The organism is Kitasatospora sp. NPDC023118 (assembly GCF_055560875.1).
Genome location: NZ_JBVHHW010000001.1, coordinates 96,608 through 118,710, shown reverse-complemented (window position 1 = coordinate 118,710; position 22,103 = coordinate 96,608). Strand labels below are relative to the sequence as shown.

The following is a 22,103-nucleotide window of genomic DNA, read 5'->3' as shown; positions in this document are numbered from 1 at the left end:
CGCCCGGGTGGACATGGCTTTGCACGACCCCCTGATCGGTACCCTGCTCGACAACAGGTACCGGGTCGAGCAGCGCATCGCGACCGGCGGGATGTCCACCGTGTACCAGGGCACCGATACCCGGCTGGACCGGGTGGTCGCCCTCAAGGTGATGCACCCCCAGCTGGCCGGGGACGAGGGCTTCACCGCCCGCTTCATCCGCGAGGCCAAGGCGGTCGCCAAGCTCACCCACCCCAACGTGGTCAACGTCTTCGACCAGGGCGCGGACGGCGGAAACGTTTTCCTCGCCATGGAGTACGTCCCCGGCCGCACCCTGCGCGACCTGCTGCGCGACCGCGGCGCCCTGTCGGTGCGGGCCGCGCTGGACGTCCTGGAGCCGGTGCTCGCCGCCCTCGGCGCCGCCCACCGGGCCGGGCTGGTCCACCGGGACGTCAAGCCGGAGAACGTCCTGATCACCGAGAGCGGCCTGGTCAAGGTCGCCGACTTCGGCCTGGTCCGGGTGCTCGGCAGCGCCGACGGCGCACCCACCTCGACCGGCACCGCCACCGGCGGCACCGTGATGGGCACCGTCTCCTACCTGGCCCCCGAGCAGATCCTCCCGGACGCCCCCACCGACCAGCGGGTCGACGTCTACGCGGCCGGCATCCTGCTGTACGAGATGCTCACCGGCCGCCGCCCGCACACCGGCGACAACCCCGTCCAGGTCATGTACAAGCACCTGCACGAGGACGTCCCCGCCCCCTCGTTGGTCGCCCCCGCCGTCCCCCCGGCGCTGGACGCCATCGTGGCCGGCGCCTGCGCCCGGGCCGCCGACGCCCGCCCGTACGACGCGGTCGAGCTGCTCGCCGCCGTCCAGCGGGTCCGCCGCACCCTCGCCCCGGCCGAGCTGGACGCCGAACCGCCGGCCTCCACCCGGCCCAGCCCGCGCTACCCGACCAGCGAGCCGACCTCGGTGATCCAGCCGCTGCCCCGGACCGCCGACGCCCCGCCGCCGGAGCGCACCAGCGTGCTGGACGTCCCGGCGGAGCTGATGGACCAGCTGCTGGTCGAGCCGCGCCCGTACGACGAGCCGACCCCGGTGCGGACCCGCCGGCCGGGCCGGCCGCGCCGCCTCCCGCGCAAGCCGATGATCTGGGCGGCCGCGCTGACCGCCCTGGTGCTGGCGGTCGGCGGCGCCACGTACGGGATCTCCGAGGGGCTGTACGGCTCGGTGCCGGGCGTGCTCGGCAAGGACCGGGGCGAGGCCCAGCGGATCCTGGACGAGGAGGGCATGCACGGCAGGTTCGTCGAGGTGTACAGCGAGTCCGTCCCGACCGGACAGGTGATCTCCACCGACCCCGGGGTGGGCGCTCGCACCCGCAAGAGCGACTCGGTGACGGTCACCGTCTCCAAGGGCCCCAAGCGGATCGCGGTGCCGGACGTCACCGGCAAGAGCGCGGACGACGCGGCCGCCGCGCTGGCCGCCGCCCGGCTGACCAGGGGCACCGTGACCGAGACCTACGACGACGGGGTGCCGGAGGGCTCGGTGATCAGCAGCTCGCCCGCCGCCGGGCAGCTGCTGCAGGAGAACGCCGCGGTCTCGCTGGTGGTCAGCAAGGGCATGGTGGCGATCCCGAACGTCACCGGCATGAGCCGGGACGACGCGCAGAAGGCACTGCAGGCGGCGGGCTTCACGATGAAGGCCGCCACCGACTGGACCCTCGGCATCGGCAAGGTGAGCGGCCAGTCCCCGGCGGCCGGCGAGCGGCGCCCGCAGAAGACCGCGGTGACGGTCACCTTCTCGCTCTTCTGACGGGGCCGGGCCTCAGCGCAGCGGCCCGTCGCCGGGCTCCTCCTGGTGGGAGTAGCGCTGCTCGCGCCAGGGGTCGGCCAGGTTGTGGTAGCCGCGCTCCTCCCAGAAGCCGCGCCGGTCGGCCCGCATGTACTCCACCGCGCGCACCCACTTGGGGCCCTTCCACGCGTACAGCCGCGGGACCACCAGCCGGACCGGGAAGCCGTGCTCGGCGGTCAGCGCCTCGCCGTTGCGGTGGGTGGCGAGCAGGGTGCGCTCGTCGGCGAAGTCGGCCAGCCGTAGGTTGGCGCTGTAGCCGTACTCGGCCCAGACCATGACGTGGGTGACGCCGGGCGCCGGGGGAACGAGGTCGAGCAGGGTGGCGGCGGGCACGCCCGTCCACTCGTTGCCGAGCAGCGAGAACTTGGTGACGCAGTGCAGGTCCGCGACCACGGTGGTGCGCGGCAGGGCGGTGAAGGCCTCGAAGTCCCACCTGTGCTTCTCCGCCGAGGCGGTGGCTCCGAACACCTGGAGGTCCCAGGTCAGCGGCTTGAAGCGGGGCACCGGCCCGTAGTGCAGGGCGGGCCAGCCGCGCTGCGCGCGCTGGCCCGGGGGGAGCCTCGGGTCAGACGGCGGAAACGGTTCTTGTTCGGACTGACCCATGGCTCCATGGTGACAGACGGCGGACAAGCCCTGGCGCGCGCCCCTTCACGCGCGGTTCACGCCCTTCCCGTACGGACCAATGGTCGATCGCTCACCCTCCGGCTTCACCCCAAATCGGATATTCCGGCACATGTCCTGGTGAGTGTGAACTTACTGGAATTTCCTCCCAATACGGTGCCAGGATGCGCAGCGCAGGACTCACCGCAGGACGTAGCGCAGGGAGGCAGCACCATGCAGGGCGACCCGGAGGTCATCGAGTTCCTCAACGAGCAGCTCACGGCCGAGCTCACCGCGATCAACCAGTACTTCCTGCACGCCAAGATGCAGGAGAACTTCGGGTGGACGAAGCTCGCCGAGTACACCCGGCACGAGTCGTTCGACGAGATGAAGCACGCCGAGACGCTCACCGACCGGATCCTGTTCCTGGAGGGGCTGCCCAACTACCAGCGGCTGTTCCACGTCCGGATCGGCCAGACGGTCAAGGAGATGTTCGAGGCCGACCGCCAGATCGAGGTCGAGGCGATCGACCGGCTCAAGCGCGGGATCGTGGTGATGCGGGCCAAGAACGACGTCACCTCGGCGAACATCTTCGAGGACATCCTGGCGGACGAGGAGCACCACATCGACTACCTCGACACCCAGCTGGAGCTGCTGGAGAAGCTCGGGGAAGCGCTCTACATCGCCCAGGTGATCGAGCAGCCGGAGTCCTAGGCCACTCGCAGCGGGACCACCGGGGCGATCGGGGCCGCCGGGCCTGGCTTCGAGGCAGCCGGCGCGGGAACGTCCTGGACCTCCGGGTCCGCGAGGCCGAGCTTCGCGGCCAGCCGGGCGGTCGGGCAGGGCCGGGCGCCGTGCTCACCGAGCAGCGTCTGGATGCGGCGGACGCAGGACCCGCAGTCCGTGCCCGCCTTGCAGCCCTTGGCTATCTGGCGCGGGGTGTTGGCGCCCCCGTCGATCGCCTTCTTCACCTGGTCCTCGGTGACCGCATGGCACATGCACACGTACATCGAGGTCTCTCCCAGGGTGAAGCGCGAGTGAAGCGCACAGAGTGGATCTTGACTAAGGCTTGCCTTAGTTCACTAAGCCTCACCTTACCCGGCGATCCGGGTACGAAAAAGCCCCTCCGGGCTCGGGAATCCCGAATCCGGAGGGGCCTTCGTCACATGTGACGCCGCCAGGGGCCTACTGGCCGCGGTACATCTCCGCCACCAGGAACGCCAGGTCCAGCGACTGGCTGCGGTTGAGCCGCGGGTCGCAGGCCGTCTCGTAGCGCTGGTGCAGGTCGTCCACCAGGACCTCGTCGCCGCCGCCGACGCACTCGGTGACGTCGTCCCCGGTCAGCTCCACGTGGATGCCGCCCGGGTGGGTGCCGAGCGCGCGGTGCACCTCGAAGAAGCCCTTGACCTCGTCCAGCACGTCGTCGAAGCGGCGGGTCTTGTGACCGCTGGACGCCTCGAAGGTGTTGCCGTGCATCGGGTCGCAGATCCACACCGGCTGGGCGCCGGAGGCGGTGACCTTCTCCACCAGGGTGGGCAGGTGGTCGCGGATCTTGCCCGCGCCCATCCGGGTGATGAAGGTGAGGCGGCCGGGCTCGCGCTCCGGGTCCAGCTTCTCGATCAGGGTGAGCGCCTCGTCCACCGAGGTGGTCGGGCCCAGCTTGACCCCGATCGGGTTGCGGATCTTGGAGGCGAACTCGATGTGCGCGTGGTCCAGCTGGCGGGTGCGCTCACCGATCCACACCATGTGCCCGGAGACGTCGTACAGGTCGCCGGTGCGCGAGTCCACGCGGGTCAGCGCGGTCTCGTAGTCGAGGATCAGCGCCTCGTGCGAGGAGAAGAACTCGACGGTCTTGAACTCCTCCGGCGCCACACCACAGGCGTTCATGAACGCCAGGGCGTTGTCGATCTCCCGGGCGAGCTGCTCGTAGCGCTGGCCGGCCGGCGAGTTGCGCACGAAGTCCTGGTTCCAGGCGTGCACCTGACGCAGGTCGGCGTAACCACCGGTGGTGAAGGCGCGCACCAGGTTGAGCGTCGCGGCGGAGGCGTTGTACATCCGCTTCAGGCGCTCCGGGTCCGGGATGCGGGACTCGGGGGTGAACTCGAAGCCGTTCACCGAGTCGCCGCGGTAGACCGGCAGGGTCACGCCGTCGCGGGTCTCGGTCGACTTGGAGCGCGGCTTGGAGTACTGACCGGCGATCCGGCCGACCTTCACGACCGGGACCGAGGCCGCGTACGTCAGCACGGCGGCCATCTGCAGCAGGGTCTTCAGCTTGTTGCGGATGTGCTCGGCCGAGACGCCGTCGAAGGCCTCGGCGCAGTCGCCGCCCTGGAGGAGGAACGCCTCCCCACGCGCCACGGCAGCGAGCCGGGCGCGCAGCTGGTCACACTCGCCGGCGAAGACGAGGGGCGGATAGGAGGCGAGCTCAGCAAGGGTCTTGCGCAGAGCCTCTTGGTCCGGCCATTCAGGCTGCTGCGCCGCGGGCAGGGACTGCCAGGAGTGGAGATTCGTCACGGTCACAAGGCCAAGGCTACGGGGTGACACGAGCGATTCGTGCCGATTGCCCGAGGGATGAGACACATCCCGGACAAAGCCGCGTGCACCCTCACCCGCTCGGCAGTATCCGATACGCTCGACCCATGTACGCGCCCCACACCCACTCCTGGTGGTGGGCCTCCCCCATGGGTGGCCCACAGATCGCGCGTTCCTAGACGAACACGACGGCCGCCCCTCGGGGCGGCCGTCGACGTCTGAGGCAGAGACGGCCCTCCGGGAGCGGAACCCAGCACCGCCCTCGACATTCCTCCCGGAAGGAAGCCGTACTCGTGACCACCTCTGCCGAGCTGCTCGCCCGCCTCACCGCCCCCGGCGCGCCCGCCTTCGCCCTGCTGCACCGCCGCACCCCCCGACACGCCCCGGACACCGTCGAGGTGCTGTTGGGCACCGTCGGCAGCTACGACCGCCTCGCCGACCTGCCGGTCCGCGCCGGCATCCCGTCCGCCGGCCCGGTCCACGACCTGCTCGCGCTCGTCCCGTACCGCCAGATCCGCGAGCGCGGCTTCGAGGCGCACGACGACGGCACCCCGCTACAGGCCCTCTCGGTGACCGAGCAGCACGCCCTGCCGCTGGCCGAGTTCACCGCCGCCCTGCCGCAGCTGCCGGTGTCCCTGACCGGCGGCGCCTTCGACGTGGACGACGCGGAGTACGCGGCCATCGTCCGCCGGGTGATCGAGGACGAGATCGGCAACGGCGAGGGCGCCAACTTCGTGATCCGCCGCGACTTCCACGCCACACTGGACGACTTCTCCCCCGAGCTGGCCCTCTCCCTGTTCCGGCGACTGCTGGACCAGGAGCGCGGCGCGTACTGGACCTTCCTTGTCCACACCGGCGAGCGCGTGCTGGTCGGCGCCTCCCCCGAGGTGCACGTCCGGCAGAGCGGCGGCACCGTCGTGATGAACCCGATCTCCGGCACCTACCGCTATCCGGCCGGCGGCGGCGACCTCGACTCACTGCTCCAATTCCTGCACGACCCGAAGGAGTTGGAGGAGCTGACCATGGTGGTCGACGAAGAGCTCAAGATGATGTGCACGGTCGGCGACCTCGGCGGCCAGGTGCTCGGGCCCCGGCTCAAGGAGATGTCCCACCTCGCCCACACCGAGTACGAGCTGCGCGGGCAGACCTCGATGGACGTCCGCGAGGTGCTGCGCGAGACGATGTTCGCCGCCACCGTCACCGGCAGCCCGGTGCAGAACGCCACTCGGGTGATCAAGCGCTACGAGCCCGCCGGGCGCGGCTACTACTCCGGCGCGCTCGCCCTGATCGGCCGCTCCGCCAGCGGCGGGCAGCTGCTGGACTCGCCGATCTGCATCCGCACCGCCGACATCGACCCGGCCACCGGGCAGCTGGTCGTCCGGGTCGGCGCCACCCTGGTGCGCCACTCCGTCCCGGAGTCCGAGGTGGCCGAGACCCACGCCAAGGCCGCCGGGGTGCTCACCGCCATCGGCGCCCGGCCCGCCCCCGTCCGGCTGCCCAGCCCCACCGGGCCCCGGCTCGCCGACGACCACCGGGTGCAGGCCGCGCTCGACGCCCGCCGGGCCGACCTCGCCCCGTTCTGGCTGCGGATGCAGTCGCCGTCCGAGGTCACCGAGGCCGAGCCGACCCTGGTCGTGGACGGCGAGGACACCTTCACCTCGATGCTCGCCCACCTGCTGACCTCGCTCGGCCACCGGGTCACCGTGGTCCGCTTCGACGAGCCGGGCCTGCGCGAGCTGGTCGCGGCGCACCGCGGCCCGCTGGTGCTCGGCCCCGGCCCGGGCGACCCGGCGCTCGCCGACGACCCCAAGATGGCGGTGCTGCGCCCGATCGTCGCGGACGCCCTGGCCGCCGTCCGCTCCGGCGCCCGCACCGCGCCGCTGCTCGCGGTCTGCCTCAGCCACCAGCTGCTCTCCGCCGAGCTCGGACTCGCGCTCGGCCGCAAGGCCGTCCCGTACCAGGGCGCGCAGGAGGGCATCGACCTGTTCGGCAGCAAGCGGACGGTCGGCTTCTACAACACCTTCACCGCGCGCTGCTCGGAGGCCGACGCGGCCCGGCTGGCCGCCGAGGGCATCGAGGTCGCCCGGGACGCCGTCACCGGCGACGTCCACGCCCTGCGCGGCCCCGGCTTCGCCGGCCTGCAGTTCCACCCGGAGTCGGTGCTCACCCGGGACGGCGTGGACATCGTGGCGGCCCTGCTGAAGCAGGCGGCTGCCGTACCGCGCTGAGGAAGTGGAAGGGTCCCGGGCGTGCGCCGTCCCGGGACCGCTTCACAGCTCCTCGTCCAGCCCTCGCTCGATCGCGTACCGCACCAGCTCCACCCGGTTGTGCAGCTGCAGCTTCCCCAGCGTGTTCTGCACGTGGTTCTGCACCGTCCGGTGCGACAGCACCAACCGGTCGGCGATCTGCCGGTAGGACAGGCCCTTGGCCACCAGCCGCAGCACCTCGGTCTCCCGGGCGGTCAGCTGGGGGACGGCGGGCGCCGAGGCCGGGGCCGGCTCGGCGGCCAGCCGGCGGAACTCGCCCAGCACCAGACCGGCCAGCCCCGGGGTGAACACCGCGTCGCCGACAGCCGTACGGCGCACCGCGTCCAGCAGTTCGTCCCGCCCGGCCGACTTCACCAGATACCCGGTCGCGCCGGACTTCACCGCCTCCAGCACGTCCTGGTGCTCACCGCTGGCCGACAGCACCAGCACCCGTACCGCCGGATCGTGCGCGACCACCTGACGGCACACCTCGGCGCCGGGCAGGCCGGGCAGGTTGAGGTCCAGCACGACGACCTGCGGTGAGCAGGCGCGGGCGCGGCGCACGGCCTCCTCGCCGTCGCCCGCCGTGGCCACCACGTCCAGCCCGGCCTCGGCCAGGTCGCGGGAGACGGCGTCGCGCCACATCGGGTGGTCGTCCACCACCATCACCCGCACCGGCCGGTCGGTCGTCGGCTGATCGGTCATCAGAACCCTTCCCTCGGGACCCGCAGTTCGACCTCGACGCCCTCCCCGGGCGCCGAGTACAGCTCGGCCGTACCGCCGAGGTCCAGCAGCCGGCCGCGGATGGACTGGGAGACGCCGAGCCGCCCGGCCCGCTCCGCCTCGCCGAGTCGGCCGGGGGCGAAACCGGGCCCGTCGTCGCGGATGCTGACGGTGACGGCCGCCGGCTCGTCCTCGACCAGGATCCAGGCCCGGGGCTGCTCCCCCGCGTGCTTGCGCACGTTGTCCACGGCCGCGCCGACCGCCGCGGCGAGCTCCCGCGCCGCCGGGCCCGGCAGCAGCACCGGGGTGCCGGGGGCGGAGAGCGTGATCCGCTCGTCGGCGTACGGGCGCAGCAGCGCGGTGAGGTCGCACGGATCGGCGGCGTCGGCCTCCGGCAGGTCCACGGCGCGCTGGACCGGGAGCGGACCGCCGGTCATCAGCGCCCGCAGCGCGCGCTCCTGCTCACCGGCGAGCCGGCCCAGCTCGGCGAAGTCCGCGCCGCCGCCGACGCCCTCGCCCAGCTCCGCGCCCCGGCGCTGGACCAGCGCGAGCACCTGCAGCACGCCGTCGTGGATGTCCCGGGAGAGCCGCTCGCGCTCCCGGGTGGCCGCCTCGACCTGGAGCGCCCGGGCCAGGGTGGCCTCGCTGGCGCGGGCCAACTCGATCACGTACCCGATCGCGATCCCGGCCACCAGCAGCAGCACGATGTTGTGGATGTTGTCGCCGGTCGGGCCGCCGTGCCCGAGGATGTTGGCGACCCCGATCACCGAGCCGGCCGCCGCCGCGGGACGCCAGCCGCCCTTCGCGGCGCACCCGAGCACCGAGCCGGCGGCCCAGATGGTCGGCAGGGTGAGCGCGCCGTGGCTGATCCGGGCCGGGGCGTCGATCATCCCGCTCATCACGATGCCGGTCACGGCCAGGGCGAGGTCGAAGCCCAGCACGAACCAGGTGCAGCGCTGCGGGTCGGCGAAGGCCCGGGTGCTGGCGAGCGTCCAGAGGGTGAGCGCGCCGAGGAAGATCCAGCCGGAGACCGGGTGCAGGAAGTGCAGGTAGGCGTTGAAGTACCGCAGCAGGGCGTAGCAAAGGGCCAGTACCCGGAAGTAGGAGATCGCCTTCCACAGCGGGAGTTCGACGGACATCCCGCCGGCCGCCACCGTGCCGCCGAGCGCTCCGGCTCTCGCGCCCTCCGCCATCCCCAAGCCTCCCCTGGCCCCGACCGGGTCGGTCAGTCCGACCCGGTCCCCTTCTGCTCCGGCTTCCCGGTGTTCTCGCCGTTCTCGGCCTCGGCGGCCTTCTCGGCTTCCGCGGCCTTCTCCGCCTCGGCGGCCTCCGCCTTCTCGGCCTTGGCGGCCGCGCGGCGCTCGGCGTCGGCCTTCTTCTTCTCGTCGGCGATCTGCCGCTTGGCGGCGGTCGCGTAGATGTCCACGTACTCCTGGCCGGAGAGCCGCATGATCTCGTACATCACCTCGTCCGTCACCGAACGGAGGATGAAGCGGTCGTTCTCCATGCCGTGGTAGCGGGAGAAGTCCAGCGGACGGCCGATCCGGATGCCCGGGCGGATGCCGAAGTTCGGGACCACCTGGCCGGGCGGCTGCACCTTCTCGGTGTCGATCATGGCGACCGGGATGACCGGCGCGCCGGTGGCCAGCGCGACGCGGGCCAGACCGCCGACCTTGCCGCGGTAGAGCTTGCCGTCGGGCGAGCGGGTGCCCTCGGGGTAGACGCCGAACAGCTCGCCGCGGTCCAGCACCGCGATGGCGCTGCGGATCGCCGCCTCGCCGGCGCCGCGCACGCCCGAGCGGTCCACCGGCAGCTGGCCGACGCCCTTGAAGAAGGCGGCGGTCAGCCGGCCCTTGAGGCCCGGGGTGTTGAAGTACTCGGCCTTCGCGATGAAGGTGACCCGCCGTTTGATCAGCGCGGGGAAGAAGAAGGAGTCCGAGAAGGACAGGTGGTTGCTCGCGATGATCGCCGCACCTTCGGTGGGGATGTTCTCCTCACCCTCGATCCACGGCCGGAAGAAGATTCGAAGCAGTGGCGCGACGATCATCTTCATCAGTCGGTAGAACAACCCGGGCCTCCTGTTATGCGGACCGGTCGATCCTAATGCCCCGCGGCCGTCCGCTGTGCCCGGCCCCGCCGTAGGGGGTGTACGTCCCGGCGCGGGGCGTGGGACGATGCGAAAACCCGCAGCTCCCCCTTTCAGCGTCCCCTCCCCCAGCGCCACCAGCCCGCGAAGGAGTCCGCCATGCCGCTGCTGCCCGGTGCCGAACCGTACCGCCACCGCGGCGGACCGGTGGGAGTGCTGCTGTGCCACGGCTTCACCGGCTCGCCGCAGTCGCTGCGGCCGTGGGCCGAGGAGCTGACGGCGGCCGGGTACACCGTCTCGCTGCCGCTGCTGCCGGGGCACGGCACCCGGTGGCAGGACATGCAGGTCACCCGGTGGGAGGACTGGTACGCCGAGGTCGAGCGCGAACTGCTGGCCCTGGCCGGGGAGTGCGAGCAGGTCTTCGTCTGCGCGCTGTCGATGGGCGGCGCGCTGGCGCTGCGGCTGGCCGCGCTGCACGGTCCGAAGGTTTCCGGACTGGTCCTGGTCAACCCGTCGGTGCGCTCGGACAACCCCGCGAGTGTGCTGCTTCCGGTGCTCCGTCACCTCGTCCCCAGCCTGCCCGGGATCGTCGACGACATCCAGAAGCCGGACGTGAAGGAGCTCGGCTACGACCGCACCCCGCTGCACGCCGCGTGGTCACTGGCCCGGCTGTGGCAGGAGGTCCAGCGGCGGCTGCCACAGGTGACCCAGCCGGTGCTGCTCTTCCACAGTCCGCAGGACCACGTCGTCTCGCCGGCCAACTCGGAACTCGTGCTGGCCCGGATATCCTCGACCGACGTGACGGAGCGGCTGTGCCAGCGCAGCTTCCACGTCGCGACGCTGGACCACGACGCGGCGGAAATATTCTCGGCGAGCCTGGACTTCATCCGACGGCTGGCCCCCGCGCACGCGGCGGGGGCGGGCAGGGCCGAATCCGACGATCACCAGGGCTGAAGGGCCGGAAGTGCACGAGAGCAGCACGGCGGGCGGCGGGGACGACAAGCCCCGCGAGGACGGCGCGCGGACGGACGGCGCGCCCAAGGACAGCACCGTCCAGGGGGACGGCACCATGGGCGGCCCGACGGGCGGTACGGAATCGGACGGTACGGAGGCGGACGGTACGGAGGCGGGCGCAGCCGTGCCCGCCGGGAGCGCCGCCGAACCGGACGCCGCCCCGGCCCCCGCGGAGTCCCGCGCGCGCCGCACCCCCGAGCGCAGCCAGGCCGAGCAGGACGCGATCTTCGCCGCGCTGGTGGCCCAGTTCGACGACCCGGTGGACCTCACCAACCCCAACTGGCCGGAGATCGAGAACCTCCGGGCGCAGAACGAGCTCAAGGGCGGCTTCAAGGACGGCGTCGGCCCCAAGGCCGACCCCGACGACCTCGCCGACCTGGCCCCGCAGCCCCGTTCCCGCTCCGGCCGGCCCGTCCTCCCGGCCGCCGCGTCCGGCCCGCGCGACTTCGAGCTGGACGAGGAGAGCGACGAGGGCCACTACATCCCGCCGGAGCCCCCGCCGCTGCCCGCCGCCGACGTGACCGCCAAGTTCGCCTGGCTGGCCGTGCTCGGCGGCCCGGCGCTGCTGCTGATCGACGCGGTGGTGTGGCGGGAGATCTCCGGCTTGCCGGCCTGGGTCGGGATCACCGCCTTCCTCGGCGGCTTCGTCACCCTGGTCGCCCGGATGAAGGACCGCGACGAGGACGAGCCGGAGGACCCGGACCACGGCGCGGTCGTCTGACCTTTCAGCCCTCGGGAAGCTCCAGGAACGCCAGCACCGGCAAGTGGTCGGTCGCGGCCCGCAGGTCGGCTCCGGTGACGCCGGGCAGCCCGTGCGGCACCCCACAGCCGAGGACGGTGATCCCGGGCGTGGCGAAGACGGCGTCGATCCGCTGGTACGGGTTCTCGGGCACGGAGGTGAACTCCCCGCCCCAGGGCGCGGTCGGGTAGCCGTCCCACAGCCGCGAGGCCAGCAGCCGCCAGCCCGGCCCGTCCGGGTGCTCGTTGAAGTCCCCGGCCACGATGCCCTGTTCGGCGACGGCGAGCTGGTCGAGCAGCAGCTCGAACTGCCCGTACCGCTCCTCGGCGTCCAGGCTGAGGTGGCAGCTGGTGACGGTGAACGGCGCGGCGCCGGGCAGCCGCAGCAGCGCGGTCGCGAAGCCGCGCGCGTGCAGGCCGCGGGTCTTGGGCAGCAGCCGGTCGTGCACGCCGAGCACCTCCACCGCGCCGGGCCGGCCGAGCAGCAGCGGCCCCGCGGCGGTGCGGCCGCCCCCGGCCAGCACCACCGTCCCGGTGCTCCGGGCCAGCCAGGCGGCCTGCCCCTCGGGCCGCCAGTAGCGCGGCGACTCCTGAATGCAGACCAGGTCGGGCGCGCAGGCCCGGATCACCCGCACCAGCGCCCGCCGGTCGTCGCGCAGCGAGCGGATGTTGTAGCTGAGCAGGCGCAGCCGGCGCGGGCCGGGCGGCGGCGGTTCGACGGGTGCGGCGGGTGCGGCGGTCATGGTCCCCCCTGAGCGTGCGTCACTGGGTCCGACCGTAATGCGACGGCGGCGGCACGTCCGGGATTGGTCGGGGCCCGGTCGCACCGCCGCCGGCGGGCTTGAAGGATCCCCCTGAGCCGCTCTGGCGAAGGGGGTACAGCAGTCAGGCGGTACGGGCGAGGTCCGCCGCGCCGACGATGCCGGCCGCGGAGCCCATCGAGGCGAGCACGACCTCGGCGCGCGGGCGGTGCACGCCGCCGGTCAGGTAGTGCTCGAAGGCCTTGGCGACCGGGTCGAGCAGCAGGCGGCCCGAGTCCGAGACGCCACCGCCGAGGACGAAGACGCCCGGGTCGAACAGCGCGGCGAGGTCGGCCATGCCGCGGCCCAGCCAGTCGGCCAGCTCGGCGTAGCACTCCAGGGCGAGCGGGTCGCCCGCCTCGGCGGCCTCGGTGATGTGGATGCCGCGGATGGTCTCGGCGACGCCGTCGTTGAGCTCCAGCATCCGCCGGCCGCGCACCGGGTCGGCCGCCGCCTTCTCCCGGCCGTAGCGGCGCAGCGCGCGCCCGGAGCCGTACTGCTCCCAGCAGCCCTTGCCGCCGCAGCCGCACTGCAGACCGTCCGGGACCATGTTGAGGTGGCCGATCTCGCCGGCCACGCCGAAGCGGCCGCGGTGCAGCCGGCTGTCCAGGACGATGCCGCCGCCGATGCCGGTGCCGACGGTGATCAGCACCATGTCGTGGTGGTCGGCGGCCGCACCGAAGCGGAACTCGGCCCAGGCGGCGCAGTTGGCGTCGTTCTCGACCACCGTGGACAGGCCGGTGAGCTCCTCGATCCGGCCGCGCAGCGGCTCGTTCTCCCAGTCGATGTTGGGCGCGAAGATCACCGTGGAGCGGTTGCTGTCGACGAAGCCGGGGGCGCCGACGCCGACCGCGGTGACGCCGGGGTGCTGCTCCTTGAGTTCGCGCACGGCCTGCGCGATGGCGTCGACCGCCCACTGCGGGTCGGCCGGGGTGGGAACCCGGGTCCGGGCCAGGATCGCACCCGCATCGTCGACCACGCCTGCCGCGATCTTGGTCCCGCCGACATCGACGCCGATGGTCAGAGCCATGTGTCCCTCAGCTATTCACTCGTTCCCGCTGGACGGAACGGTACCGCCCAACCCTGCCCCCGTACACAGCCTCGCATACATTATCCGAAGACATTTCTGGGACAGCCGGGCCGAGACGCTTCAAAAGTCGTATCTAATCTCCTCTTTCGTGACGCACGAGAGCACAGCGATCACGCTGCGAAATTCACGGATTCACTGCTTGGCGGACGGCCCGTCAGCCCTGTCGGCCCTGTCGGCCCTGTCGGCCCTGTCGGCCCCGTCGGCACCCTCGGCCCCGCCCGGCGCGTCGAGGTCGATCTTCTCCACCGACGCCCCGTCCCCCGCCGTCCAGCGCCGCTCGTGCCCGGCCACCGCGGCGCGGTAGGCGGCCAGCAGCTCGGCGCCCGCGGCGGCGATCCCGGAACCGGCGGCGGCGAGGTGGGAGTAGACCTCCGGCTGCTGGGTGCGCAGGCGGTCGGCCAGCCCGGAGAGGGTGATCAGGGTGGTGGCGCTGGTCTCCTGCGCCTTCTCGCCAAGGGCGGTGGCGAACCGGCGCACCTCGTCCACCAGCGGGCCCAGCTCGGGCCCGAAGGGGTGGGACTGCCCGTCGGCCGACTCGGTGCGGTCGGCGCCGGGCTCGGTGCGGTCGTCGGTGCTGGTCATCGCGGGCGCCTCCTCGGCCGTGGCCGCACCCCGCGGCCCTTGGGCCCGACGCTACCGGACGGCCCCGCGCCCGAAGAAAAGTCGGAAGACCCGTCAGCCGTGCGGCCAGAGCGAAGGGTCGGGCGCGAACCGCACCGAGAGCAGCCCCTCGTGCAGCCCGGCCCCGGCCACCGTGCAGCGGCGCAGCGCGGAGGGCAGGGCGAGCACCCGGCGGTGGGCGCCGAGGCCGACCACCAGGTCGTCGCCCCGGCGGACCAGGTCGAGTTCGGCGCGGTCGGCGCCGGGCAGGTCGAGGTGCCAGACCAGCAGGCCCTCCTCGGCGAGCCGGTCCTCGACCGTCCAGGGCGCCGGGTCGAGCCGCTCAGGGCCGGGCCCGTCCCCGTACAGGTGGTCGGCGACCGCCTCCAGGGTGCCCTCGGCCTGGCTGGAGACCAGCACCGGGGCGTCGGTGTCGGCGGTGAGCCGGTCCAGCTCCTCCTGGCGGCGGCGGGCCAGTGCGGCCAGCCAGGAGTCGGGCGAGGCGAGGGCGGCCGGCGGCAGGGCGCCGTGCACGACGACGGCGTCCGGCCGGTGCCCGTGCAGCGCGAGCCCGGCCCGGATGCGGCGCAGCTCCCGGTACGGGTGGCCGTCGGCCGGGACGACCAGGCGCACGCTGGTGCCGGGGTCGTCGATCGCGGCGCGGGACTCGGCGAGCACCGCGGCGGCCTTGGTGCGCCCCCCGTACAGCCACTCGGCGGGCATCGGGACGCCGGCCAGCCCCGCCAGCAGCGGGCGCAGCGCCCGGGCGGCCTGGCGTTGCTCGGGGACCAGCCGGTCCAGGTAGCGGGTCAGCTGCTCGGGCAGGGCGAGGGTGGCGATCAGCTCGGCGGGCGGCGGGGCGAGCACCACCAGGACGTCCTGGTCGGCGGCGGGCAGGGCACGCAGCAGGGCGAGCCTGGCGATGCCGGGGAGGGCGGTCAGCTCCTCGGGGTCGAGCTGTTCGGCGCCGAGCAGGTCGAGGGCGGGCTTGAGTCGGCCGGTCAGCTCGCCGACGGCGTAGCGGAAGGCGGCCTGCTCGTCGATCCGGGAGACGGTCAGGCCCGGTGCGTAGCGCCGCGGTTCGGGTTCCAGGCGGGTGCCGAGGACGGAGTCCAGGGCGCGGTGCGGGTCGTCGGCGGCCAGCAGCCAGGTGCGGTGGCCGCGCCCGGCGGCGTGCAGGGCGGTGGCGGCGGCCACGGTGGGCGCGCCCGCGTCGCCGCTGACCAGGATGGTGCGCGTCGCCGTCATGCCGTCAGCCCCGTTCCGCCGTGTCAGCCCTCGTCAGCCCTCGACGCGCTTCTTCAGACCGTCCAGCGCGCGGTCGATGATGACCTTCTCGGCCTTGCGCTTGATCATGCCGAGCATCGGGATCTTGACGTCCACGGCGAGCTGGTAGGTGACCTCGGTGCGGCCGCCGGCCAGCGGGGCGAGGGTGTAGGAGCCGTCCAGCGAGCGGAGCATCTGGCTGCGCACGAGGGTCCAGCCGACCTCGCGGTCGCCGTCCCAGGTGTAGGCGAGGACGTGCTCGTCGCGGATGGCGCCGGCGTCCAGCAGCAGCCGGACCTTGGCGGCGCGGCCGTCCTCGCCGGTCTCCAGGACCTCGATCTCCTTGACCTCACCGGTCCAGGCCGGGTAGGCGGCGAAGTCGGCGATCACGGCCATGACCGTGGCCGGGGTCGCGTCGATGGTGATGCTCGACCTGGTGTGCTCCGCCATGGAATGGCCCTCCGTGTCGTCCCTCTGGCTGCCGGTCCGGTCGGGGCGCGCTCGACCCGATCCGCCCGGAGCAGGCTATCGCGACCGACGATCCACTCGGCCGCTCGGGCACCGGCGCCGGGCGGTGCGGGCCGGGCGGCGGGGCATGCCACCGAACGGTCACCCGGGCCCTGCCGTAGGGTGCCAGTCGAACGACCCGGTCACCGCCTGGTCCGACCCGGCCGGGTGTGACACTTCGAACACCGGGGCCGCCCCCCTGGTCGAAGCTGCCTACCGGGCAGTAACGTCCTGCCGTCCCGCAGCGTCGCGAACGAGGAGCAGTCTTGCTCGACTTCAGCCTTCCGGCCCTCTATCAGGTACCGAGCGGCGGTAACCTCTCCGACCCTGTGCACCGGAACGCCGAGGAGCACCCGGACGTCGCGGTGCTCAGCCGGAAGGTGGACGGCCGCTGGCAGGAGTTGACCGCGGTCCAGTTCCTCGCCGAGGTGCACGCGGCCGCGAAGGGCCTGATCGCCTCGGGCATCGAGCCGGGTGACCGGGTGGGCATCATGTCCCGCACCCGCTACGAGTGGACGCTGCTGGACTTCGCGATCTGGACGGCCGGCGCGATCACCGTGCCGGTGTACGAGACCTCCTCCGCCGAGCAGGTCGAGTGGATCCTCGGCGACTCGGGCGCGGTCGCCGTCCTCACCGAGACCGACCAGCACCACAAGGTGGTCGAGGAGGTCCGCGACCGGCTGCCGGAGCTGAAGCACCTCTGGCAGATCGAGGGCGGCGCGCTCGCCGCGCTGGCCGAGGCGGGCAAGGACGTCCCGGACGCGACGGTCCAGGAGCGCCGCTCGATCGCCGGCCCCGACTCGGTCGCCACCATCGTCTACACCTCGGGCACCACCGGCCGCCCGAAGGGCTGCCAGCTGACGCACGGCAACTTCCTCGCCGAGTGCGGCAACGTGGTCGAGCGCCTGACCCCGCTGTTCCGCACCGGCGACAGCTCCGTCCTGCTCTTCCTGCCGCTGGCCCACGTGCTCGGCCGGATCGCCGAGATCGCCCCGGCGATGGCCCCGATCAAGCTGGGCCACGTCTCCGACATCAAGGACGTCACCGCCGAGCTGGCCGCCTTCAAGCCGAGCCTGATCCTGGGCGTGCCCAGAGTGTTCGAGAAGGTCTACAACACCGCCCGCGCCAAGGCCCAGGCGGACGGCAAGGGCAAGATCTTCGACAAGGCCGCCGAGACCGCGATCGCCTACAGCCGGGCGCTGGACGCCGGTGGCGCGGGCCTCGGCCTGCGGATCAAGCACGCGGTCTTCGACAAGCTGGTCTACAGCAAGCTGCGCGCCGCCCTCGGCGGCCGGGCCACCCATGCCATCTCCGGCGGCGCCCCGCTCGGCGAGCGGCTGGGCCACTTCTACCGGGGCATCGGCTTCACCGTCCTGGAGGGCTACGGCCTGACCGAGACCTGCGCGGCCACCACCTTCAACCCGTGGGACAAGCCGAAGATCGGTACGGTCGGCCAGCCGGTCCCCGGCGCCTCGGTCCGGATCGCCGAGGACGGCGAGGTCTTCTTCAAGGGCCCGCACGTGTTCACCGGCTACTGGAACAACCCGCAGGCCACCGCCGACACCCTCAAGGACGGCTGGATCGCCACCGGCGACCTCGGCTCGCTGGACTCCGAGGGCTACCTGACCATCACCGGCCGCAAGAAGGAGATCATCGTCACCGCGGGCGGCAAGAACGTCGCCCCGGCCGTGATGGAGGACCGGATCCGGGCCCACGCCCTGGTCGGCGAGGTCATGGTGGTCGGCGACCGCAAGCCCTTCGTCGCCTGTCTGATCACCGTCGACCCGGACTTCTTCCCCAAGTGGAAGGAGCTCAACGGCAAGCCCGCCACCGCCACCGTCGCCGAGCTCGCCGACGACCCGGACCTGCTGGCCGCCCTGCAGTCCGCGGTGGACGACGGCAACGCGGCCGTCTCGCACGCCGAGGCGGTCAAGAAGTTCCGCCTGCTGGACATCGAGTTCTCCGAGGAGAGCGGCCACCTGACGCCCTCGCTCAAGCTCAAGCGCAACGTCGTGCTGAAGGACTTCGCCGCCGAGATCGAGGCGCTCTACAAGAAGTAGGCACAGCGAGAAGTAGGCAGACGTGCGAGGGCCCGGCCTCCCCGGGAAGGAGGCGGGGCCCTCGCCGCGTCAGCCCGGACTAGCCCGCCAGGAGCGAGGTCAGCCGCCCGGCCAGCAGGTCCCAGCGCCAGGAGCGCTCCACCCAGCGCCGCCCGGCCTCGCCCATCCGCCGCCGCAGCTCCTCGTCCCGCAGCAGCCGCACGATCCGCTCCGCGGCCGCCGCGGCCGAGCCGCCCGGCACCACGTACCCGGTCTCGCCCTCCAGCACGGCGTCGGGCGCACCACCGGAGTCCCCCGCGACCACCGGCAGGCCGGTCGCCGACGCCTCCAGGTAGACGATCCCCAGGCCCTCCACGTCCAGCCCGCCGCGCCTGGTCCGGCAGGGCATCGCGAAGACGTCCCCGGCACCGAAGTGGGCGGGCAGCTCCTCCCACGGCACCGAGCCGGTGAACCGCACCGAGGCCCGTACGCCCTTGGCGTCCGCCAGCTTCTCCAGGTCCGCCCGGTACGGGCCGCCGCCGACGATCAGCAGCACCGCGTCCGGCACGTCCGCCAGGATCTGCGGCATCGCCTCGATCAGGGTGTCCTGGCCCTTGCGCGGCACCAGCCGGGAGACGCAGACCACCACCGGCCGGTCCGCCAGTCCCAGCCGGCTGCGCACCTCAGCGCCCCCCGACTCCGGGTTGAAGGTCGTCTCGTCCACGCCCGGCGGCAGCTGCACCATCCGGGCCGCGGCCTGCGGCCCGACCGCGGCGGCGATCCGCGAGCGGGTGTACTCCCCCAGGTAGGTGAGCACGTCGGTGCCGGCGCCGATCCGCCGCAGCAGCTGCCGGGAGACCGGCAGCTGGGCCCAGGCGGCCTCGTGCCCGTGGGTCATGCCCAGCAGCCGCCCGGCCCCGGCGCGGCGCAGCGTGGGCGCCATCAGGCCGAGCGGGGCGGCGGCGCCGAACCAGACCGAGTCGCACTTCTCGGCGCGCAGGATCTCGGCGGCCCGCCGGGTGACCCGGGGTGTGGGAACCATCACCTTCGTGCGGTCCCGGATCACCGGGAACGGCTGCTCGGCGTCGAACCGCCGCACCTCGCTGCCGTCCCGCCAGGTCGAGGCGTACACCACGACGCTCCCGGCGGGCTGACGGACAGCCATGTTGTGCACGAAGGCCTGGATGCCCCCGGGGCGGGGCGGGAAGTCATTGGTGACGATCAAGGTTCTGTGCATCAGGCCACGGCTCGCTCGGTCGGGGGGTGCTCGGTGTACCGCTGGGTGATCCGTACGATAGGTCAACACCATGACCCGTCGGGAACGGATCCGCGCACGGCAACCGTTTGACCCCCGGGTCAGTCCTAGTACCTAGGCCGTGGCGGACCGCGGCCCGGGCGTCCGTCTGTACGACGCCTCCGGTGAGGACGTCCGAGACGAACGAGGGAGCGCAGTGGAATTGGCCCCGGCCACCGAGCCAGGTTCTTCGCGCGGCCGCCTCGGCCGCCCGCTCGGGGCGCTCGCCGCCCTCGGGGCGACCTGGGTGGCCACCCGTACCGTGCTGGTACTGCTGATGACCGGCGTGCTGAAGGCGCCCGGCGGCGACGTCACCGCCGACGTCTGGATGATCTACCACGCCTGGTACGGGGTACTGCAGACCGGCACCTTCCCGTTCGACGACGTGACCTGGCAGTACCCGCCGGGCGCCGCCCTGGTGATCCTGCTGCCGGGCCTGCTGCCCTGGTCGTACCTGGTCTCCTTCTGGGTGATCTGCGGGATCGCCGACGCCGCCGCGGCCGCACTGCTGATCCGCACCGGCCTGCGCAAGGGCCGGGCGCTGACCGGCGCCTGGATGTGGGTGGTCGCCGTTCCGCTGCTCGGCCCGATGATCTACAACCGCTTCGACCTCCTGGTCACCGCGCTCACACTGGCCGGCCTGCTGGCGCTGATCCGCCGCCCGGCGGTCGGCGGGCTGCTGCTGGGCCTGGGCGGCATCGTCAAGATCTGGCCGCTGCTCGGCCTGATCGGCACCCCCTCCGGCCGCCGCACCCGCCGCGCCTGGACGCTGGCCGCGGCCACCGCCGTCTCGGTGGGCTTCCTGCTCGCGGCCGGGATGAACGGCGCCTTCGACTTCCTGACCTTCCAGGCGGGCCGCGGCATCGAGGTCGAGTCGGTCGGCGCGCTGCCGCTGCACTTCGCCCGGATCGCCGGGGCCTGGGACGGCAGGGTCACCATGAACTACGGCTCCCCCGAGATGCTCGGGCCGTGGGTCAGCGTGATCAGCAAGGTGATGATGGCCGGCACCGTGCTCGGCTTCCTCTGGCTGCTGCTGTGGCGCTTCACCGCCCGCCGCCGCAACGCGGCCACCATGTACGACGCCGCGCTGTGCGCGCTGCTGGTCTTCGTGGTGACCAGCCGGGTGATCAGCCCGCAGTACCTGGTCTGGCTGATCGGCGTCGCCGCGGTCTGCCTGACCGTACGCGGCACCAGCCAGCGCCCGGTGGCGCTGCTGATCCTGATCGCCTGCCCGCTGACGCTGGTCGAGTTCCCGACCATGTTCACCCAGATCCTCGCCAGCGATCCCTGGGCCATCACCGTACTGACCCTGCGCAACCTGCTGCTGCTGACCGCCGCCGTGCTCTCCGGCATCCGGCTCTGGCGCTCCACCCGCGCCGCGGCGGCCCTGCCGCCCACCGTGGTGCTGGACAAGACCCCGGCGCTGCCGCCCGCCTCCTCCTACCCGGTCCGCCCGGGCATCGCGTACGAGCAGGACCTGCTGGACGGCATCGACCACCCCGCCGGCCGTTGACCCTCGGGCCCGGCCGGGCGCCGGCCGCCCTGGCTAGCCCTTCAGGGACGAGACCTCGGCCAGCCAGAGCGCGGTGAACTCGGCCAGCCCGACGCCCAGCTCACCGCGCGACAGCCGGTCGATCCGGTGCTCCCGGTCCTCGCCCTGCCCGTCGCCCGCGCCGACCGCCCGGTAGAAGGCGACCAGCCGGTCGGTCCCCCAGCGACGGGCGATCAGGTCGCAGGCGAGCCAGGACTGCTCGTAGGCCTGGGCGATGCCGGTGGAACCGGCGGTGAAGTCCGCGTCGGCGGGCAGCGCGGTGGGCAGCTTCCCGGCCGCGACGTCCCGGGCCAGCTCGGGGGCGATCTGCTGGGGGCGGCGGCCGGAGTCCCGGTAGGCGGTCCAGTCGGCGACGCCCTCGGAGAGCCACAGCGGGGTCCAGCCCCGGGTGTCGGCCCTGGTCGCGACGTGGGTGGCCTCGTGGGTGACGACCACCTGCCGGCCGAAGTCGCTGAGCCGCCCGAACGCCTCGGGGTTGACCACCACCCGGTCCACCGGGGTGTGCCAGGGCGCGCCGGGGGCGGCCACGGTGACCGCCGCCATGCCCGTCCAGCCCGCCGGGTCGGCTTCCAGCAGCCGGGCGAACTGGGTCTCGGTGGCGGGCAGTTCGAGCAGCAGCCGGCCCGGCCAGGCGCCGCCCCACACCGCGCTGACGGCCGGCACCGCCTTGTCCCCGACCGCGACCAGCCCGGCCGGGTCCGGCCCGTCGGCCAGGCCGAGCACCAGGCAGTGCGCGCCGGGGGCGGTACGGGCCGGGCCGAGGTCCCACAGCGCCGGGGGCCCGCTCACGGCCTCCTCCCGCTCGACCCGCCAGCCTCCCGCCTCCCGGACCAGCGCGATCCGGCGCGGGTACACCACCGGGTACTCGTCGTAGCCGGCGATCCGCACCGCCAGTTCGACGGCGGCGGTCAGCCGGTCCGGCCCGTCGGCCGCCGAAGACCCCTGACCGGGCGACAGCACCAGGTTGCGGTAGACCGCCTCGGCCCCCGTGAGCCCGGACCAGGCGGGCAGTGAGCGCGCCCGCGCCGCCAGCAGATCGGCCACCTCGGCCCGCTGGTCGGCCGGCCGCCCGGCCGGTGCCGGCGGCGCGGCCGGGGGCAGCGACAGCTGGGCCAGCCCGCCGGCCGCCAGCAGCAGCGCAGCGCGCCGGGACAGCACGCGACCGGGTATGTCGGCCGGGTCGGA

20 protein-coding genes are annotated in these 22,103 nt (G+C 73.2%); 7 read left to right on the top strand and 13 right to left on the bottom strand.

Annotated elements, in window-relative coordinates:
* The first annotated feature begins 13 nt into the window (after positions 1 to 13).
* Positions 14 to 1,792, top strand: a complete 1,779-nt coding sequence (gene pknB, locus ACZ3UD_RS00505) for a Stk1 family PASTA domain-containing Ser/Thr kinase (protein WP_465580630.1) — start codon at positions 14 to 16, stop codon at positions 1,790 to 1,792.
* Positions 1,793 to 1,804: 12 nt separating this feature from the next.
* Here pknB and ACZ3UD_RS00500 read toward each other — a convergent pair whose 3' ends face one another.
* Positions 1,805 to 2,434, bottom strand: a complete 630-nt coding sequence (locus tag ACZ3UD_RS00500; protein WP_465580627.1) for a sulfite oxidase-like oxidoreductase — start codon at positions 2,432 to 2,434, stop codon at positions 1,805 to 1,807.
* Between the two features lie 231 nt (positions 2,435 to 2,665).
* On the opposite strand from ACZ3UD_RS00500, the gene bfr reads away from it, so the two are divergent.
* Positions 2,666 to 3,145, top strand: coding sequence for a bacterioferritin (gene bfr / locus ACZ3UD_RS00495; protein WP_465580625.1), 480 nt, complete (start codon positions 2,666 to 2,668; stop codon positions 3,143 to 3,145).
* On the opposite strand, the gene ACZ3UD_RS00490 is transcribed toward bfr, so the two are convergent.
* Together ACZ3UD_RS00490 and ACZ3UD_RS00485 are read right to left on the bottom strand one after the other, a co-directional pair.
* Positions 3,142 to 3,441, bottom strand: a complete 300-nt coding sequence (locus tag ACZ3UD_RS00490) for a (2Fe-2S)-binding protein (protein ID WP_465580622.1) — start codon at positions 3,439 to 3,441, stop codon at positions 3,142 to 3,144. The genes bfr and ACZ3UD_RS00490 overlap by 4 nt on opposite strands.
* Before the next feature lie 175 nt (positions 3,442 to 3,616).
* Positions 3,617 to 4,951: a class II 3-deoxy-7-phosphoheptulonate synthase gene (locus ACZ3UD_RS00485; RefSeq protein ID WP_465580619.1), complete on the bottom strand. Its 1,335-nt coding sequence runs from the start codon at positions 4,949 to 4,951 to the stop codon at positions 3,617 to 3,619.
* A gap of 305 nt (positions 4,952 to 5,256) precedes the next feature.
* Here ACZ3UD_RS00485 and ACZ3UD_RS00480 point away from each other — a divergent pair, with 305 nt between their 5' ends.
* Complete coding sequence (locus ACZ3UD_RS00480; RefSeq protein WP_465580617.1) at positions 5,257 to 7,191, top strand: anthranilate synthase family protein; 1,935 nt, start codon at positions 5,257 to 5,259, stop codon at positions 7,189 to 7,191.
* A gap of 42 nt (positions 7,192 to 7,233) precedes the next feature.
* Here ACZ3UD_RS00480 and ACZ3UD_RS00475 read toward each other — a convergent pair whose 3' ends face one another.
* Genes ACZ3UD_RS00475 through ACZ3UD_RS00465 form a run of 3 tightly spaced genes read right to left on the bottom strand, consistent with a single transcriptional unit; the run spans position 7,234 to position 10,000 of the window.
* Positions 7,234 to 7,914, bottom strand: coding sequence for a response regulator (locus tag ACZ3UD_RS00475; protein WP_465580614.1), 681 nt, complete (start codon positions 7,912 to 7,914; stop codon positions 7,234 to 7,236).
* Complete coding sequence (gene macS, locus ACZ3UD_RS00470; RefSeq protein WP_465580611.1) at positions 7,914 to 9,125, bottom strand: MacS family sensor histidine kinase; 1,212 nt, start codon at positions 9,123 to 9,125, stop codon at positions 7,914 to 7,916. The genes ACZ3UD_RS00475 and macS overlap by 1 nt, the downstream gene beginning before the upstream one ends.
* 32 nt (positions 9,126 to 9,157) lie before the next feature.
* Positions 9,158 to 10,000 (bottom strand): lysophospholipid acyltransferase family protein, encoded by an 843-nt coding sequence (locus ACZ3UD_RS00465; RefSeq protein ID WP_465580608.1) that lies wholly within the window; start codon positions 9,998 to 10,000, stop codon positions 9,158 to 9,160.
* A 177-nt stretch (positions 10,001 to 10,177) separates the two neighbouring features.
* Here ACZ3UD_RS00465 and ACZ3UD_RS00460 point away from each other — a divergent pair, with 177 nt between their 5' ends.
* Together ACZ3UD_RS00460 and ACZ3UD_RS00455 are read left to right on the top strand one after the other, a co-directional pair.
* The gene (locus ACZ3UD_RS00460) at positions 10,178 to 10,972 is read left to right on the top strand and encodes an alpha/beta hydrolase (RefSeq protein ID WP_465580606.1); all 795 of its coding nucleotides are present in this window, start codon (positions 10,178 to 10,180) and stop codon (positions 10,970 to 10,972) included.
* A gap of 10 nt (positions 10,973 to 10,982) precedes the next feature.
* Positions 10,983 to 11,753: a hypothetical protein gene (locus ACZ3UD_RS00455; RefSeq protein ID WP_465580603.1), complete on the top strand. Its 771-nt coding sequence runs from the start codon at positions 10,983 to 10,985 to the stop codon at positions 11,751 to 11,753.
* A 4-nt stretch (positions 11,754 to 11,757) separates the two neighbouring features.
* Here ACZ3UD_RS00455 and ACZ3UD_RS00450 read toward each other — a convergent pair whose 3' ends face one another.
* The 5 genes from ACZ3UD_RS00450 to ACZ3UD_RS00430 all read right to left on the bottom strand — a co-directional run bounded on the left by ACZ3UD_RS00450 (position 11,758) and on the right by ACZ3UD_RS00430 (position 15,976).
* Positions 11,758 to 12,513 carry an endonuclease/exonuclease/phosphatase family protein gene (locus ACZ3UD_RS00450; protein ID WP_465580600.1) on the bottom strand — a complete coding sequence of 252 codons (756 nt, stop codon included), beginning with the start codon at positions 12,511 to 12,513 and terminating at the stop codon, positions 11,758 to 11,760.
* A gap of 142 nt (positions 12,514 to 12,655) precedes the next feature.
* The gene (locus ACZ3UD_RS00445) at positions 12,656 to 13,600 is read right to left on the bottom strand and encodes an ROK family glucokinase (RefSeq protein WP_465580596.1); all 945 of its coding nucleotides are present in this window, start codon (positions 13,598 to 13,600) and stop codon (positions 12,656 to 12,658) included.
* 192 nt (positions 13,601 to 13,792) lie between these two features.
* On the bottom strand, positions 13,793 to 14,242 hold the full coding sequence (locus tag ACZ3UD_RS00440; RefSeq protein ID WP_465580593.1) for a DUF5304 family protein: 450 nt from the start codon (positions 14,240 to 14,242) through the stop codon (positions 13,793 to 13,795).
* Between the two features lie 93 nt (positions 14,243 to 14,335).
* Positions 14,336 to 15,508, bottom strand: a complete 1,173-nt coding sequence (locus ACZ3UD_RS00435; RefSeq protein WP_465580590.1) for an ArsA family ATPase — start codon at positions 15,506 to 15,508, stop codon at positions 14,336 to 14,338.
* 33 nt (positions 15,509 to 15,541) lie between these two features.
* Positions 15,542 to 15,976 (bottom strand): SRPBCC family protein, encoded by a 435-nt coding sequence (locus tag ACZ3UD_RS00430; protein ID WP_465580587.1) that lies wholly within the window; start codon positions 15,974 to 15,976, stop codon positions 15,542 to 15,544.
* A gap of 323 nt (positions 15,977 to 16,299) precedes the next feature.
* Between ACZ3UD_RS00430 and ACZ3UD_RS00425 the strand changes: the two genes are divergently transcribed.
* Positions 16,300 to 18,093 (top strand): AMP-dependent synthetase/ligase, encoded by a 1,794-nt coding sequence (locus ACZ3UD_RS00425; protein ID WP_465580585.1) that lies wholly within the window; start codon positions 16,300 to 16,302, stop codon positions 18,091 to 18,093.
* Between the two features lie 79 nt (positions 18,094 to 18,172).
* On the opposite strand, the gene ACZ3UD_RS00420 is transcribed toward ACZ3UD_RS00425, so the two are convergent.
* The gene (locus ACZ3UD_RS00420) at positions 18,173 to 19,309 is read right to left on the bottom strand and encodes a glycosyltransferase family 4 protein (protein ID WP_465580582.1); all 1,137 of its coding nucleotides are present in this window, start codon (positions 19,307 to 19,309) and stop codon (positions 18,173 to 18,175) included.
* A 214-nt stretch (positions 19,310 to 19,523) separates the two neighbouring features.
* Between ACZ3UD_RS00420 and ACZ3UD_RS00415 the strand changes: the two genes are divergently transcribed.
* A complete protein-coding gene (locus tag ACZ3UD_RS00415) occupies positions 19,524 to 20,879 on the top strand; it encodes a glycosyltransferase 87 family protein (RefSeq protein WP_465580579.1) in 1,356 nt (451 codons plus the stop codon).
* 33 nt (positions 20,880 to 20,912) lie between these two features.
* Here the strand turns inward: ACZ3UD_RS00415 and ACZ3UD_RS00410 are convergent, their stop codons facing one another.
* A complete protein-coding gene (locus ACZ3UD_RS00410; RefSeq protein WP_465580576.1) occupies positions 20,913 to 22,076 on the bottom strand; it encodes a hypothetical protein in 1,164 nt (387 codons plus the stop codon).
* Positions 22,077 to 22,103 lie beyond the last annotated feature (27 nt).